Annotated in this window: 12 protein-coding genes and 1 CRISPR repeat array; of the genes, 11 read left to right on the top strand and 1 reads right to left on the bottom strand. The window is 68.2% G+C overall.

Going from position 1 to position 16,211, the window contains the following annotated elements:
• Positions 1 to 22: 22 nt before the first annotated feature.
• Genes ABD169_RS13845 through resB form a run of 4 tightly spaced genes read left to right on the top strand, consistent with a single transcriptional unit; the run spans position 23 to position 3,800 of the window.
• On the top strand, positions 23 to 667 hold the full coding sequence (locus ABD169_RS13845; protein WP_046456850.1) for a histidine phosphatase family protein: 645 nt from the start codon (positions 23 to 25) through the stop codon (positions 665 to 667).
• On the top strand, positions 664 to 1,299 hold the full coding sequence (locus tag ABD169_RS13840; RefSeq protein WP_046456851.1) for a TlpA family protein disulfide reductase: 636 nt from the start codon (positions 664 to 666) through the stop codon (positions 1,297 to 1,299). Before ABD169_RS13845 ends, ABD169_RS13840 begins: the two co-directional genes overlap by 4 nt.
• Positions 1,300 to 1,303: 4 nt before the next feature.
• Complete coding sequence (locus ABD169_RS13835; protein ID WP_344033137.1) at positions 1,304 to 2,080, top strand: cytochrome c biogenesis CcdA family protein; 777 nt, start codon at positions 1,304 to 1,306, stop codon at positions 2,078 to 2,080.
• Positions 2,081 to 2,126: 46 nt separating this feature from the next.
• Complete coding sequence (resB, locus tag ABD169_RS13830; protein ID WP_425560974.1) at positions 2,127 to 3,800, top strand: cytochrome c biogenesis protein ResB; 1,674 nt, start codon at positions 2,127 to 2,129, stop codon at positions 3,798 to 3,800.
• Between the two features lie 131 nt (positions 3,801 to 3,931).
• Positions 3,932 to 6,193: direct repeats of the CRISPR family, unit length 29 nt; unit sequence CTCAGCTCCGCGCGTAGCGCGGATGGTCC.
• A gap of 246 nt (positions 6,194 to 6,439) precedes the next feature.
• On the opposite strand, the gene ABD169_RS13825 is transcribed toward resB, so the two are convergent.
• Positions 6,440 to 6,673 (bottom strand): hypothetical protein, encoded by a 234-nt coding sequence (locus ABD169_RS13825; RefSeq protein WP_344033133.1) that lies wholly within the window; start codon positions 6,671 to 6,673, stop codon positions 6,440 to 6,442.
• A gap of 498 nt (positions 6,674 to 7,171) precedes the next feature.
• Between ABD169_RS13825 and cas3 the strand changes: the two genes are divergently transcribed.
• The 7 genes from cas3 (at position 7,172) to ABD169_RS13790 (ending at position 16,209) form a co-directional block, all read left to right on the top strand.
• A complete protein-coding gene (cas3, locus tag ABD169_RS13820; protein ID WP_344033130.1) occupies positions 7,172 to 10,048 on the top strand; it encodes a CRISPR-associated helicase Cas3' in 2,877 nt (958 codons plus the stop codon).
• The gene (gene casA, locus ABD169_RS13815; RefSeq protein WP_344033128.1) at positions 10,038 to 11,687 is read left to right on the top strand and encodes a type I-E CRISPR-associated protein Cse1/CasA; all 1,650 of its coding nucleotides are present in this window, start codon (positions 10,038 to 10,040) and stop codon (positions 11,685 to 11,687) included. The genes cas3 and casA overlap by 11 nt, the downstream gene beginning before the upstream one ends.
• On the top strand, positions 11,684 to 12,370 hold the full coding sequence (casB, locus tag ABD169_RS13810) for a type I-E CRISPR-associated protein Cse2/CasB (RefSeq protein ID WP_344033126.1): 687 nt from the start codon (positions 11,684 to 11,686) through the stop codon (positions 12,368 to 12,370). Before casA ends, casB begins: the two co-directional genes overlap by 4 nt.
• Before the next feature lie 66 nt (positions 12,371 to 12,436).
• Positions 12,437 to 13,567, top strand: a complete 1,131-nt coding sequence (gene cas7e / locus ABD169_RS13805; protein WP_344033124.1) for a type I-E CRISPR-associated protein Cas7/Cse4/CasC — start codon at positions 12,437 to 12,439, stop codon at positions 13,565 to 13,567.
• A gap of 2 nt (positions 13,568 to 13,569) precedes the next feature.
• The gene (cas5e, locus tag ABD169_RS13800; RefSeq protein WP_344033121.1) at positions 13,570 to 14,331 is read left to right on the top strand and encodes a type I-E CRISPR-associated protein Cas5/CasD; all 762 of its coding nucleotides are present in this window, start codon (positions 13,570 to 13,572) and stop codon (positions 14,329 to 14,331) included.
• Complete coding sequence (gene cas6e, locus ABD169_RS13795) at positions 14,332 to 15,030, top strand: type I-E CRISPR-associated protein Cas6/Cse3/CasE (RefSeq protein ID WP_344033119.1); 699 nt, start codon at positions 14,332 to 14,334, stop codon at positions 15,028 to 15,030.
• A 696-nt stretch (positions 15,031 to 15,726) separates the two neighbouring features.
• Positions 15,727 to 16,209 carry an SRPBCC domain-containing protein gene (locus ABD169_RS13790; RefSeq protein WP_344033117.1) on the top strand — a complete coding sequence of 161 codons (483 nt, stop codon included), beginning with the start codon at positions 15,727 to 15,729 and terminating at the stop codon, positions 16,207 to 16,209.
• Positions 16,210 to 16,211: the final 2 nt, after the last annotated feature.

Below are 16,211 nucleotides of genomic sequence, written 5' to 3'. Positions count from 1 at the left end.
GAGTCGAACGTAGAATGAAGGAGTGAGCGACAAACTCCTGCATTTGGTGCGCCACGGGGAGGTGCACAACCCCGACCGCGTCCTCTACGGACGCCTGCCCGGGTACCGCCTCTCCGAGCTCGGTCACCGCATGGCCGAGGCCGCGGCCCTCGAGATCGCCGGCAGCGACCGCGTGGTCGCGAAGCTCGTGGCCTCCCCGCTGCAGCGCACGCAGGAGTCGGCGCGACCCGTCGCCGCCGCGCTCGGGCTCGAGATCGTCACCGACGAGCGCATCATCGAGCCGACCAACCGCTTCGAGGGCCTTCCCAACACGGGCCCCGAGGCCGCCTTCAAGCAGGCGCGCAACTGGCCCAAGCTGTGGAACCCGCTGCGGCCCAGCTGGGGCGAGCCCTACCGTCAGATCGCCGGCCGTGTGCGCGAGGCGATGGACGAGCACTGGGACTCGGTGCGCGACGGCGACATCGTCATGGTGAGCCATCAGGCTCCCATCTGGATCGCCCACCTCGACATCGCGGGCCGGTCGCTCGCGCACAACCCCGCGAAGCGGCGCTGCGCGCTGTCGAGCATCACGACGTTCGAGCGGCGAGGGGAGCGGTGGTTCGAAGTGGACTACCGCGAGCCCGCCGCAGACCTGGTGGAGGATTCCGTGGATGTAGGTGCCGTGTGACCGGTCGATCGAAGAACCGGCGCGGTGCCGCGAGGATCGCCGCGATCCTCGCGCTCCCGCTCGCGGCGGCCGTCGCCCTGACCGGCTGCAGCGGCGGCAACGACACCCTTCCCGAGCAGTGGAAGGACGGCGGCGGCAAAGGCTACATCTCGGGCGACGGCTCCTCGGTGAGCATCCCTCCCGAGAAGCGCAAGGCCCCCGTCGAGTACTCGGGCAAGACCGAGGACGGCTCGACCTTCGGCTCGAAGCAGACGCTCGGCCACGTCACGGTCGTGAACTTCTGGTACGCCGGTTGCGCTCCCTGCCGAGTCGAGGCGAAGGACCTGAACACGGCCCAGAAGGAGTTCGCGCCGAAGGGCGTCGAGTTCGTCGGCGTCAACACCCGAGATCAGGCGGCTCAGGCTCAGCAGTTCTCCGAGGAGTTCGGTGTGCAGTACCCGTCGATCCTCGACGTCGAGGGCGATCGCGGCGTGCAGCGGGCCTTCGCCGGTGCGATCCCGCTGAACGCGACCCCGGTGACCCTGGTGCTCGACGCCGAGGGCCGCGTCGCGCACCGCGTGCTCGGCCAGCTCGCCGACGCCGGGCAGCTGCGCTCCATGCTCAACGAGACCCTCGCTGAGAAGACCAAGTAGCGTCGTGGGGGAGATCGGCAGACTCGTCGCGGACGGCCAATTGGTCGTGGCTGTGGCGATCGCGCTCGCCGCAGGGCTCGTATCGTTCCTCTCGCCGTGCGTGCTGCCGCTCGTGCCCGGCTACCTGGCGTACGTCTCCGGCACCTCCGGATCGGACTCGGGCAGCACCGCCGCGGCGGACCCGAAACGGGCCGGTCGTCGCGAGCGCGGTCGCATGCTGCTGGGATCCCTGCTCTTCGTGCTCGGCTTCACGCTCGTCTTCGTGCTCTTCAATCTGTTCGCCGGTTCGATCGGGCTCTGGCTCTGGGACTGGCAGGACACGATCACTCGGGTGATGGGCGTCGTCGTGATCCTCATGGGGCTCGTGTTCATGGGCGTCTTCTCGCGCATGCAGCGCACCACCAAGCTGAAGCTGAAGCCGCGGGTCGGGCTCATCGGCGCGCCGCTGCTGGGCATCGTGTTCGCCGTCGGCTGGGCGCCCTGCATGGGCCCCACGCTCGCCGTGGTGCTCTCGCTCAGCTCGCAGTCGGGATCGATCGGCCGCGCCGTGATCCTCGCGATCTTCTACTGCCTCGGGCTCGGGATCCCCTTCGTGCTCGCGGCCTTCGGGTTCGGCTGGATGACCCAGACCATGGGCTTCTTCAAGCGGCACATCCGCGTGATGAACCTCATCGGCGGCGGCCTGCTGATCCTGATCGGACTTCTGATGGTGACCGGCCTGTGGAGCCGGATGATGTTTGCGTTGCAGGCGGTGATCTCGAGCTATGCCCCGATCCTCTGACCCTCGATCCCGGGACTCCCGCGGAGGCGGGCGGGAATCCGAGAACCTGAGCCGACCGAGCGACTACGACGACGGCAACAGCGGCCGCGTCGCGTCGCAGAAGATCGAGTCGCCCGAGCTCGGCTTCGTCGGCTGGTTGCGCTGGTTCTGGCGCCAGCTCACCAGCATGCGCGTCGCGCTCGTGCTGCTGCTGCTGCTCGCCGTCGCCGCGATCCCGGGATCCCTCGTGCCGCAGCGCAGCGCCGACCCGAACGGCGTGCTGCAGTACCAGCAGCAGCACCCCGAGCTGTTCAAGTTCCTCGACGCGTTCCCCATCCAGGCGTTCGACGTCTACGGCTCCGTCTGGTTCTCGGCCATCTACCTGCTGCTCTTCATCTCGTTGATCGGCTGCGTGCTGCCCCGCATCCTGCACCACTGGCGCGCGCTCCGCGGACGTCCGCCGAAGACCCCGGCCCGCCTGCAGCGCATGGCCGGGTTCTCCGAGGTCCGCATCTCGAACCCCGACGCCTCCGACGCGGAGCGCGACGAGTTCGCCGAGCGGGCGGTCGCCGAGGCCGCGAGCGTGCTGAAGAAGCAGCGCTACCGCACCGAGATCCGGCGCGTCGAGGGGCGCGGCTCCCGTCCCGGGTCCGTGTCGGTCTCGGCCGAGCGCGGCTACCTGCGCGAGACGGGCAACCTCGTGTTCCACCTGTCGCTCGTCGGCGTGCTGGTCAGCGTCGCCCTCGGCGGCGCCCTGAGTTTCAACGGGCAGAAGGTGCTGGTCGAGGGTGACACGCTGCTGAATCAGCTCATCGACTACGACTCGGCGAACTCGGGTCGATCCTTCGACGACTCCACGCTCTCGCCGTTCCGCATGCGGCTCGATGACCTCGATGTGAAGTACGTCACGCCGAACGACAAGAACACGAAGGCCATCGGCCAGGTGCTCGACTACATCGCGCACGTCACGCTCATCGATCCCGACGGGTCGACCTCGAAGGACGAGATCCGGGTGAACCATCCGCTGCGCGTGCACGGCTCGCCCATCTACCTGATCGCGAACGGCTACGCGCCGACGATCACGATCAAGGATCCGAAGGGCACCGTCGTCTACAGCGAGTCGATGCCGTTCATCCCGCAGGACAACAGCACGCTGACCTCGCTCGGCGTCCTCAAGGTGCCTTACGGGCTGAAGGACACGGACGGCAAGTCGACGCAGGTCGGCCTGCGCGGCTTCTTCTACCCGACCAAGGCGGACCTCGAGAGCGGGGCGTTCACGTCGAACTACCCCGACCTGCTGAACCCCGTGCTCACGCTCGACGTGTTCTCGGGCGACCTCGGCATCGACCAGGGGATTCCGCAGTCGGTGTACGCGCTCGACACGAGCAAGATGACGCAGCTCACGGGCCGCGCGATCGACAAGAAGTCGATCGAGCTGAAGCCCGGGCAGACGACCGAGCTGCCGAACGGCATGGGCACGATCACGCTCGACAAGGTGCCCCGGTACGCATCCTTCGACGTGATGCAGAACCCGGCGCAGAACTACGTGCTGATCTTCGCGCTCGCGGCGCTCGGCGGACTGCTCACCTCGCTCTTCGTGCCGCGCCGACGCATGTGGGTGAAGGCGCAGGCGACCGAGGACGGCGTCGTGCTGCAGTACGCGGGCCTCGCCCGAGGCGACGACCCGACGCTCGAGCGCGCGGTCGCGGAGCTGCGCGAACAGCACCGATCCCGGTTGTAGGGGTCGGGCTGGGCCTTGGGGCCTGGGGCCTTGGGGCCTGGGGCCTTGGGCCTGGCGCCTCCGGCAGGCCTGTGCCGTCGTAAACTGAAGCGAAAGCAGGTTCCGGGTCAGGAAACACCTGATCACGGAGCCTCAGCTCCGCGCGTAGCGCGGATGGTCCGTACGGCATCATCCAGGCGAGCCGGACGTTCCACTCAGCTCCGCGCGTAGCGCGGATGGTCCCTTGCCGCGGGGCACGCTGAACATGCCCAGGTTCTCAGCTCCGCGCGTAGCGCGGATGGTCCCCATCCCGCCATGACGGTGGCTGACTCGGCGTCCTCAGCTCCGCGCGTAGCGCGGATGGTCCCACGACGTCGCCGCGCTTGATCGTGCCCGGCCCCTCAGCTCCGCGCGTAGCGCGGATGGTCCGGTCACCGCGTATGCGAACGAACACCCTGCAGACTCAGCTCCGCGCGTAGCGCGGATGGTCCCTCGCGCGGCTGCTCCTCGATCGGGATGCACGACTCAGCTCCGCGCGTAGCGCGGATGGTCCCCAGAGCATCGAGACCCCCGGTCGCAGCCTCGACTCAGCTCCGCGCGTAGCGCGGATGGTCCTTGCCTGCCGATGGCGCAGACCGTCGTCGGTGCCTCAGCTCCGCGCGTAGCGCGGATGGTCCCTCGCCGCCGACGGTCTCCTCGTGGTAGAGGTTCTCAGCTCCGCGCGTAGCACGGATGGTCCCACGAAAGCCCCGGGGCCGAGTACGGCACCGGGCTCAGCTCCGCGCGTAGCGCGGATGGTCCGTTGGGGGTGCTGCCAAGGTCTCCGGTCCAGAGCCTCAGCTCCGCGCGTAGCGCGGATGGTCCCTCTTCGAGCCACTGAGTGCCGGGAGCGGTGTGCTCAGCTCCGCGCGTAGCGCGGATGGTCCGCACGCACGCGAACTCATCGCGGAAGCCGAGGCCTCAGCTCCGCGCGTAGCGCGGATGGTCCGGCGTTCCAGCGTTGGGCGTGCCCGGAGTGCTACTCAGCTCCGCGCGTAGCGCGGATGGTCCCGATCACCTGGTCCATCACCGTCAAGAACTTCGCTCAGCTCCGCGCGTAGCGCGGATGGTCCCTTCTCCGGATCGGCGGTGTTGTGGGTGATGTTCTCAGCTCCGCGCGTAGCGCGGATGGTCCCGACGAGGGCGGGGTGCGCAGCGCCGCGAGGAGCTCAGCTCCGCGCGTAGCGCGGATGGTCCTGAGCATGCCCTCGACGATACCGTCCGGGTACGCTCAGCTCCGCGCGTAGCGCGGATGGTCCCCCCGGATGCGGACTCACGATCGCCCAGCTCGCCTCAGCTCGGCGCGTAGCGCGGATGGTCCCGGGCCGTGCGGGTTCACGATGTGTCCACTGCGCTCAGCTCTGCGCGTAGCGCGGATGGTCCGTGCGGGTTCTGCTCCATCCAGTCCCAGAGCGACTCAGCTCCGCGCGTAGCGCGGATGGTCCCGCGGACGGATCCCAGATGACGACATGCCCCCACTCAGCTCCGCGCGTAGCGCGGATGGTCCCGACGACTACTTCGAGAGGGAGCAGCCGCTCCGCTCAGCTCCGCGCGTAGCGCGGATGGTCCTCACACCTGGATGGACGCATTGTCCGGGCTCAGCTCAGCTCCGTGCGTAGCGCGGATGGTCCCAGCACCCCGGCTGCGGTGACGGCTGCCGCGCCCTCAGCTCCGCGCGTAGCGCGGATGGTCCCGCGACCGGCACGCCTGCCGGGTAGCGCTTCGACTCAGCTCCGCGCGTAGCGCGGATGGTCCGAAGTCTCCGGACTTCGCTCAGGCCGCGACCGACTCAGCTCCGCGCGTAGCGCGGATGGTCCCACGACCAGCGAGCAGGCGAGCACGAGGACGGTCTCAGCTCCGCGCGTAGCGCGGATGGTCCCTCCGGGGAAGTGCCGCTCGAGCGATTCATCATCTCAGCTCCGCGCCTAGCGCGGATGGTCCCTGGGAGCCCGAGCACTCGCGGGGCTTGAGCCGCTCAGCTCCGCGCGTAGCGCGGATGGTCCCAGGAGGCGACCGTCCGCGTCGGCGAGGGTCGCCTCAGCTCCGCGCGTAGCGCGGATGGTCCGCGGTTCATGTGATCGAGCAGGCCCGGGTGCCGCTCAGCTCCGCGCGTAGCGCGGATGGTCCCGCCTCGAGCTTGAACCACGGCGTGCCCATCGGCTCAGCTCCGCGCGTAGCGCGGATGGTCCCCAGGCGGGCACGGGCTTCGGCTGGTGGCTGCACTCAGCTCCGCGCGTAGCGCGGATGGTCCGTGCGCGTGCTCGCCCTCGTCTCCGGGATCCGACTCAGCTCCGCGCGTAGCGCGGATGGTCCCGACGGCAACTTCGTCATCACCTCGAGCAACGGCTCAGCTCCGCGCGTAGCGTGGATGGGTTTTGAGGTCTGGGTGGTACCTCGGGCGCCCCGGACTCGGCTGGCGCTATCGACCGGTCCCAAAACCACCCCTTCCTTCGTTGAAAAGGATGATTTGGGTCCTGTCGATGCGCCTCCGGCGAAGCCGCCGACCTTGCCCTGCAGCTCATCACTGGGCGTAGCGCGGGCGCATCGGAGTGTGCCCCATCTGGCTTGGAAACGACGAAACCTCGCACCGGAGTGGTCTGGGGTTTCGTGTGTGCGGTGCGCTATGCGGTGGTGTACGTCTGGGCTTGGCGGATCGCCTGCCAGAACACGACTTCGCTGACCTCGTCGGTCAGACCATCGCCGGAGTCCAGCTTGTAGGAGATCGGGAATCCCTCGAGCTGAGTCCAAGACCCGGAATTGAGCTCGTAGCGGTATTCGGCGTCGGCGTCGATTCGGAAGAACGCATGCGGCAGCCCGTCCATCTGGACGCGTTGCACGAGCTTCGGATCGGTCACAGCTCCAGTTTACGGCGCTTCCGTTCCTGGCGAGTTGGGGATCTTGGCACCCTCGTGTCGCATCTGCTCGCGCTTGGCAGGGCTGGTCGAGGTGCGGCGCGGGAGCTCCGCGCGCTGGCCACCTTGGAGATCATCGGGACGTTCGCGCCGTCGCGGGAGAGGCTGGGGTCCAGCCCGGAGACGGACCCCAGCAGCCGCGCTTCGCGCGGATGGAAGTCCGTGTGCTGCTAGGAAGTGTGCGGAGCATCTGGACCATCTCGTGGAAGCAAAAGCTGCGTCGAGAACCACAGGCGAGTGTAGGAGCGAGACCTGGTTTCGTGACAAGGGCAGGCCGAGTGGAGCAAGGTTTGCGGAGTTCGGTTGTTCAATGTTTTCAAAATTCCGAATGATGTACCGCACACTGCTTAGATTTTACTAATCTTGCACTTCGCGTCAGAGTTGGATATGGTTCCCATAGCCGACGCACCGATGCCTCGGCCCAGAGCATAGGAGCCACCTGTGACATCCAGCACCGCAGCGCGATCCGTGTGGGCGAAGAGCCTCCGCGGGGACGAGGAGGTCGCCAGAGGCGCTGAGGGTGGCCAGGGCCCGATCACCCACTGGCTCTCCCTTCCGCAGCACTTGGAAGATACCGGCGAGATCGCGGCTGAACTCTGGGACCGTGGATTCTGGGCGTCGTCGATCTGCAACCGTCTCGCGGAACGTCTGGGGAGTCCAGAGGCCGCCAGGGGGCTGGTCCGACTGCTCGCAGGGACCCACGACGTAGGGAAGGCCTCCCCCGCCTTCCTCGCCCAGGAGCCGGCGCTGGCCGATGCGATGGCCGAACACGGCATGAGGATCGACGCCTCCGTGCGCCACGATCCGGATCGCTCCCAGGTGCGCCACGAGCTCGTCTCCTTCTGCTCGCTCCGGGATTGGGCGATCGCTTGCGGTGCCGACCAGACGCTGGCCCTTCAACTCGGGAGTATCGTCGGCGCCCACCACGGCCGCCCGCTGGATCCGAAGCTGGTGATCAGAACCGAGCATCTTCCGAGACTTCGTGGGATCGGTGCCTGGGAGGAACTCCGGCAGGAACTGTTGGACCGCGCGGCGTCCCGCCCGGACGTCGAACCCCACCTCGACCGGATCCTGCGGGCAGAGTTGCGGCAGAGCGACCTGGTGCTCTTGACCGGGATGCTCATCATCGCCGACTGGATCGCGAGCAATATCGACTTCTTTCCGCTGGCCAGGGTGGGGGAGCAGATCGCGCCGAGTGCGGATCCCGAGGCTCGCTTGCGGGCAGCATGGGCCGCGTTCGCACCGGCGCCGAACTGGGCGCCACGGCTCGAAAACGACCAGGATCCTGACGATCTCTTCACGACCCGCTTCGAGCTCCCCGCGGGTGCGAGCCCGCATCCGGTGCAGCGGGAGTTCGTCGAGCTCGCTCAAACGATCCGGGATCCCGGCCTCCTGATCCTCGAAGCGCCGATGGGGGCTGGAAAGACTGAGGCCGCGCTCGCCGCGGCCGAGATCCTCGCCGCTCGATTCGGTCGGAATGGTCTGTTCTTCGCGCTACCGACCCAGGCCACCAGCGACGCGATCTTCACGCGTCTGCACGCCTGGGCCGATCGGGCGGGAATCGGTACGAGCGTGTTCCTCGCCCACGGTCGCGCCAAACTGAACGAAGAGTTCTTCGAACTCATGCGCGCGGCCCGCTTCGGATCAATCGATCCGGGGGAGCGCGGTGCGCAGGCCGGATCCGTGGTCGCGCACCGCTGGTTCTCCGGGAGCAAGAAGGGGCCGTTCGCGAGCCTCGTCGTCGGCACGATCGACCAGGTGCTCTTCGGTTCGCTGGCGAGCCGGCACCTCGCGCTCCGCCAGCTCGCGCTCGCGGGCAAGGTTGTGGTGATCGACGAAGTTCATGCGTACGACACATATATGGGCGAATTTTTGCTCCGCGCGGTCGAGTGGCTCGGCGCGTACGGCGTGCCGACGGTGATGCTCTCCGCGACGCTTCCTTCCGAGCGCAGGCAGGATCTTGTCGCCGCATACGAGCGGGGCCGGGCCGCGGATCGCGGTGTGACGCTCTCGAACACGGACCTGGCAGCGCTGAGCGCGCCGCTCGCCGGCGACATCGGGTATCCGGTGCTCGTCGCGAGCGGAGGTCCGACGGTCGAAGCCCGTCTTCCCGGGTGGACGGGGTCCGAGCGGTCCGTCGCGGTGGAACGGATCGACGACGAGCTCGCGACGCTCTCAGCCCTGCTCGGCGACCGCCTCAGCGACGGCGGGTGCGTCGCCGTGATCCGGAACACCGTCGGCCGCGCGCAGGAAACCGCGGCCCACCTGCGGGCCGCGTTCCCCGAGACGCCCGTGATCCTCGCGCACTCCCGCTTCCTCGCCGAGGATCGGGTCGCGCGGGACCGAGAACTCCTCGACCGCTTCGGTTCTCCGAGCCGCAGCACCGGGCGCCCGGAGCGGTCGATCGTGGTCGCCACCCAAGTGATCGAGCAGTCGCTCGATCTCGACTTCGACCTGATGGTCTCGGATCTCGCCCCGATCGATCTGCTGTTGCAGCGCACGGGGCGGCTGCATCGGCACGAACGGCCCGAGGGGAGCCGGCCGAGGAAGGTCGAGGATCCCCGTCTCGTGCTCGCCGGGGTCGACTGGGCGGCGGAGCCACCGGGGACCGTCGCGGGCTCCAAACGAATCTACGGGGAGCACCTGTGTCTGCGCACGCTCGCCGTGCTCGAGGGCCGCGACCGGATCGCGCTGCCCGACGACATCGCGCCGCTCGTGCAGGCCGCCTACTCGGATCGAGAGCCTGCTGTGAGCGGCGAGTGGGTCGCGCCGCTCGCCCGAGCGAAGGGCGACTTCGAACGGAAACGAGCGAAGGATCGCCACACGGCGGAACCGTTCCTGCTGCGCTCGGTGCCGCGAAGCCGGACCAGCCTGGTGAAGTGGGCGCTGAACTCTGTCGGAGACGCGGAGTCCGGCGAGCGTCGTGGGCGGGCTGCGGTGCGGCTCTCCGGGGAGAGCCTCGAGATATTCGCGCTCTTCGGGAGCGAGGACGAGCGGCTGCATACCCCGGACTGGTGGGGCGACGGGCCGGCGGAAGTACCGCTGAACAGCGTGCCGGATCGAAAGACGGCGCGACGGATCCTCCGCGCGGCGGTCCGGATTCCGGAGGGCCAATGTCAGAGGTACGGGATAGAACAACTGATAACCGATCTTGAGAATCTGCCCGTGAACGCCCCGCAGTGGCTGCAGCAGGCGATCGAACTGAGAGGAGAGCTCATGGTGGTGTTCGACCGTGACGGGCGATGCGTGTTGCCGCGGGCCGTGCTTCGATACTCGGAGCGCGACGGACTGATCGTGGAGGCGCGCGATGACTGCTGATCGTCCCACGTTCTCACTGATCACGGAGCCGTGGATCCCCTGCCTCATGGCCGATGGCTCGGAGCGCGAGCTCTCGCTCACCGGCGTGTTCCGTGAGGCGGACGGCGTCCGCGACATCCTCGGAGAGGTGCCGACGCAGACCTTTGCGATCGTAAGGCTTCTGCTCGCGATCCTGCGCCGGGCGTTCGTCGATCGCTTCCGGGATCCCGACGACTTCGAGGGGTGGGCCGAGCTCTGGTCCCAGGGGATCCCTGCGGAGCCCGTGCTCGACTACCTCGACGGTTTCGCCGACCGTTTCGACCTGCTTCATCCGGTCACCCCGTTCTTCCAGGTCGCCGATTTGCGCACCGCGAAGAACGAGGTGAAAGACATCACTCCGCTGCTGTTCGACGTGCCCTCGAACAGTCGACTGTTCACCGGCCGGGCCGGGTCCGCGCTCGAGCGCCTGCCCTTCGCCGAGGCTGCTCGGTGGCTCGTGCACGCGCAGGCCTACGACCCGTCCGGCATCAAATCGGGCATGGTGGGCGATGCGCGCGCCACGAGCGGCAGGGGGTACCCCATCGGTACCGGATGGGCAGGCGCCATCGGTGGGATTCTCGTCGAGGGGGAGTCTCTCGACCGCACCCTGCTGCTCAACCTGCCGCCCGACCCCGGGGATCGGGCGAACATCGATCTGCCACCCTGGGAACGGGAACCGGACACGGCGGCGGCCCGTCCGAACGAGATGCCGACCGGGCCCGTGGATCTGCTCACCTGGCAGTCCCGTCGCATCCGGCTCGTCTCCGATGACGACTCGGTGGTCGGTTGCGTGCTCGGCAACGGAGATCGGATCGCCCCGCAGAACCAGTGGACGAGCGAGTTCCACTCGGCCTGGCGGTACAGCAAGCCGCAGACCGACAAGCTCAAGGCCGGCCCGGTCTACATGCCGCGGGCGCACCAGCTCGGTCGCGCGTTCTGGCGTGGGATATCGGGCCTGATCGTACGCAGCAGTTCAGCCGGATCCGCGGGGGAGCCTGCGGCGGCGTTTCCGCCGCAGGTGCTCACCTGGCACGCGGATCTGATGCTGAACGGAATCCTGCCGAAGGGGACCCGGATTGCGCCGCGGGCCTTCGGCGTCGAGTACGGCAGCAACCAGTCCGTCGTCACCGAGATCCTCGACGACCGCGTCTCGGCGCCGCTCGCCGCGCTGATAGAGGCCGGCGGCGAGCTCTCCGGCGCCGTCGAGCGCTCGGTCGAGGCCGCCGACCGCGCGGTCCGAGAGCTCATGGGCCTCGCAGGCAATCTGGCGCTCGCCTCCGGGGGATCCTCCGAGGGTCCGCGGTCGCGTGCGGCCGAAGACGGATACGCGGCGCTCGACCGGCCGTTCCGAGTATGGCTGAGCGGGCTGAAACCCGATGCCGACGCCGAGGCGCAGCTCGACGAGTGGAAGGCACAGGTGCGGGTGATCGTTCATGCCCTCGCCGACGAGCGCGTGCGGGCCGCCAGCGCGGCCGCCTGGCAGGGACGAGACGTGCAGATCGGTGGCCGGACGGTCACGATGAAGACCAACATCGCGGAGCAGTGGTTCCGTGCCGGACTCAGGCGCAGCCTCGTCCGGTCGACCGCACACGGCGAGGCAGCCGGGGAAGGAACAGCATGAGCGCGCAGCATGGCAGCGAGGTCGAAGAGGGACCGCTCTCGGGTCTCGACGACGACACGGGACCCGGGCCCGGCGGGGCCGGCGACGAGCCGCGCACCGGCCTGGGGCAGGCGGTCGCCGCGCAGGTGACGAAGATCCAGCGGGGGTATCTCGATGACGAAGCATGGGCGGTCCGGGCGCTGGCGAAGCTGAGACGCGGCGTCGGCAAGGAGCCCGGCGAGTCCATCGAACTACTCGAGTGGACCAGCCCGGGCATCTACGTTTCCGGTTATCGGAGCGACGTCATCAACGACGAGGAGCGGGCCGCGCATCTCGCCCTGACGCTGTATGCGATGCATCAGCAGAGCCAGCGGGAACGCCCCATGCACGTCGCGGGCCAGTCCTTCGGCGACGCGGCGCAGAAGCTGCGTATCGGGCTTGGCGAGCACGGCGAGGCCGGCGTGCTCCGGAGGTTCAACGCTGTGGGGACTGCCACCGATCAGGCGGAGCTCGTGCGGCACGCCAGGGGCCTCATCCAACAGTTCCGGGCCGAGAAGATCGCGCTCGACTACGGGCTGTTCGCCGAAGACCTCCGCAAGCTCTCGGATCTCCGCTCCGCGGCGCTCGTTCGGCTCAGATGGGGACGTCATTTCCACCGTCCGGGCCGGTCGCAGAAATCCGATCCCGGGCCAGGGAACGAATAGCCGCCGCACCCCTCGCCGATGCCCACACTTCACGCGGCCGAGCCCGCACGACCCGAAAGGGAAACCATGTCCCGCACCATCATCGACATCAACATCCTCCAGACCGTCCCGCCGAGCAACTTGAACCGAGACGACACCGGCAGCCCGAAGACCGCTGTCTACGGCGGCACGCTCCGGGCCCGGGTCTCGAGCCAGGCCTGGAAGCGAGCCACCCGTCTCGGCTTCGGAGACGTGCTCGATCAGAGCGATCTCGGCCTGCGCACCAAGCGGTTGGTCGAGACGCTCGCGGACCGCATCGCGGACCGCGGCGAACTCGCCGAAGAAGAGGCCGGCAGGATCGCGGCGGCGGTGTTGCAGGCCGCCGGCGTGAAACTGAAGGCCCCGCGGGCCAAGAAAGATCAGGCTGTTGGACCGGCTGAATCCGAGTTCCTGTACTTCCTGAGCAACAGCCAGCTCGATCGGCTCACGAGCCTCGCCCTCGAGGCGCTCGGCTCGGAAGATGAGGCGGCCGCGATCAAGGCGGGGGCGCCGAAGAAGGTGCTCGCCGAGGAATCCTCGATCGACATCGCACTGTTCGGGCGCATGGTCGCAGATCACACCGACCTCAATGTCGATGCGGCCGCGCAGGTGGCGCACGCCATCAGCGTGCACGAGGTGCAGAACGACTTCGACTACTTCACAGCGGTCGATGACGCGAAGGATCGGAACGCCGGCGACGACGCGGGCGCGGCGATGATCGGCACCGTCGAGTTCAACTCCTCCACGCTCTACCGCTACGCCACCGTCGACGTGGATCGGCTTCGGGACAACCTGGGCGACGACGCGGTGACCCGTCGGGCGGTTGAGGCCTTCATCCGGGCCTTCACCACGAGCATGCCGAGCGGGAAGCAGAACACCTTCGCGAACCGGACGCTGCCGGACGCCGTCGTCGTGACGGTGCGCGACACGCAGTCCGTGAACCTGGTGGGTGCCTTCGAGACCCCGGTGGCAGGGCCGAACCGGATCGCTGCCTCCGCTGAGCGGCTCGCGGAGCACGCTGAGGCCATCGATTCCGCATTCGGGACGACCCCGCAGCGCGGGTGGGTGGTCAGGGTCGGGGCAGGAACCGAACCGCTCGATGTGCTGGGCGAGACGGTGAGTTTCGCCGAGCTCGTGTCGGGTGTCGGTGAAACCGTCGCCGAGCGCCTCGCGGAGTAACGATGCCGACTCTGCTGCTCACACTCTCTGGGCCGTTGCAGGCTTGGGGCTCCCGAAGTCGCTTCTCGGCGCGCACGACCGAACCGGCGCCGACGAAGAGCGGTGTGCTCGGTCTGGTTGCCGCGGCCAAGGGAGTGAGGCGCACTGAGGAGCTGACTGACCTCGCCGGGCTTCGTTTCGGGGTCCGATCCGATCAGCCCGGACGAGTAATCCGCGAATTCCAGACCGCGCGCTCGTTGGACGGCCGGGATTCGATGCCGCTCTCGGATCGGTACATGCTCGCGGACGCGGTGTTCCTCGCCGCCCTCGAGAGTTCAGACCGCGAGTTTCTCGAACGGCTCCGGGATCACCTGCGGAGTCCGGTGTTCCCGCTCTCGCTCGGGCGGCGAGCCCTTCCGCCTGCCGGTCCGATCCCGACCGAGATCCTCGAGGGCACGATCGAGACTGCCTTCGAAACGTCCGTCTGGCGAGCCGGGCCGGTCGAACGATCGCGGCACCGCGAGAGTCCCCAGATCATGCTCGAGACGCGGATCGATGCGGCTCCCGGCGAAATCGGGGAGGAACGGATCCGGGACGTTCCCGTGAGCTTCGATCCCGAGCGTCGGGAGCATCGCTGGCGCGAGGTCGCGGTGTCTCGGGTGTGGCTGTCCAACCCGGATTTCGCCGGCGTGGACGACGATGAATCCGGGGAGGACGACGGGCCCGCGCTGGCCTTCCCCGACGGCGCACACGATGTGTTCGCAGCGATGGCCGAAGGAGCCTAGATGTACCTCACGAGATTTCAGATCAATCCGCGGCGTCGGGGGGCCATGAAACTACTCGCGAATGCGCAGGCCATGCACGCTGCGGTGCTGCACGGTTTCCCCGACCCGTCTCCGACGGACACCGGGCGCGTGCTCTGGCGCCTGGATCGGGTTGCGGAGCAGAGCTACCTGGTGATCTCGAGCCCAGCGAAGCCAGATCTGACCCACCTCGTCGAACAGGCCGGGTGGCCGGCACTCGAGAGCGGTTGGCAGACGAAGAACACTGACGAGCACCTGGCCCGCATCTCGACCGGTCAGCGGTGGGGGTTTCGCCTGACCGGCAACCCGGTGCACGCATTGAAGCCGGAAGACGGCGCGAAACGAGGGAAGATTGTTGCGCACCGGACCTCCGCACACCAGCTGGGATGGTTGGAACGGCAGGGAGAAAAGCACGGTTTCGCGCTCGCAACGCAGGAGGTCGAAGCGGTGGACGCGGAGAGCGGTTCCGTGGTCCTGAGCCAGGCACAGACGGTTCGGGTTGCGCGGAGCGAGTTGCGCCGTTTCCCGCGCGAGGGAAAGACCGTGACCGTGCAGGCGGTCGAATTCGACGGCGTGCTCGAGGTGACTGACGCCGATCGCTTCCGCGACGCCCTGCGGCACGGTGTTGGCCCGGCTCGTGCATACGGATGCGGGCTCCTGACGGTCGCACGGATCGGATGACTTCGTGGCGATCCCCGGTGCGCGTCCCGCTGAGATCGGCGAGCTGACGCGCGCCGAGGATCGGTCCGGACTGAACAGGGCCTTGACGTTCGAGCGCACGGGCACCATTGGGAGCCGATCGACATTGACGGAATTACTCTGATGCTGAGGCCGAACGCCGAACGCCGAACAGATGGACTCGGCCCAGCCGCCAGAACACGCAGGAATCGTGTTGAGTCGATCCTCCGCCGGAGAGGCGAACATTGCCGGGTCGCAGCAGTCTGCTGGGCCGGCGCGGCGCGGCGGATGGAGCAAAGCGGCGAAACGTCACCGATATGGTCGATAGAAGGCCTCACTCGAGATTGAACTGAAGCGATATTTGGTTCTTCTTTGCGAAAAGCCTGATCACGTAGTCTCGGCTCAGCGCGTAGCTCGGATGGTCCCGGGAGCTGCTCGTGGTACTCGCGGCGGATGAGCTCAGCTCCGCGCGTAGCGCGGAGGGTTCGCTGGCCGCGACCACGCGATCGACCGGGCCCAAATCATCCTTTCCCTCGGCAAAAAGGATGATTTGGGCCCGGTCGATGCGCCTCCGGTGAGCATCCGGCGGGTGGGCCGCCGGTGGTAGGCAGATCGTGCCGGCCCCCCGGCCCGAGGGTGACCCGAACGGGAACCGCGCCGAGAACGGACCCGCGAAGCCCGGCTTGCTACCGTCGAGGCATGCCCCGCACCGATACCGCCGCCCGCCCGATCGCAGCGACCCCCGCCGAGGTGTATCGCGCCTTCGTCGATCCCGAGCTGCTGCTCGCCTGGCTGCCGCCGCAGGGCATGAGCGGCTCCTTCGAACGCTTCGACGCGACGTCCGGCGGCGGGTACCGCATGACGCTCGCGTGCGAGAATGCGGCGGAGCCCGGCCGGGGCCCGCGGGGAAAGACCACGGACGGCACCGACGTGGTCGAGGGCCGCTTCGTCGAGCTGATCGCAGGGGAGCGGGTGGTGCAGGAGGTCGACTTCGTGTCCGACGACCCGGCGTTCGCGGGCACCATGCTCATGACCTGGCGCGTGCGCGAGGACCCCGCGACGCTGGGAGGCAGCATCGCCGAGATCCGGGCCGAACGGGTGCCGAACGGGATCTCCGCGGTGGAGCATGCCGTGGGTCTCGCGTCGTCGCTCGCGAACCTGGCGCGCCTCTTCGCCGCCTGACC

It is taken from the genome of Leucobacter iarius, assembly GCF_039530105.1.
GTDB classification, from domain to species: Bacteria; Actinomycetota; Actinomycetes; order Actinomycetales; family Microbacteriaceae; genus Leucobacter; species Leucobacter iarius.
Note: the sequence above shows the minus strand (reverse complement) of the source record. Positions and strands in the feature narration are given on the sequence as shown.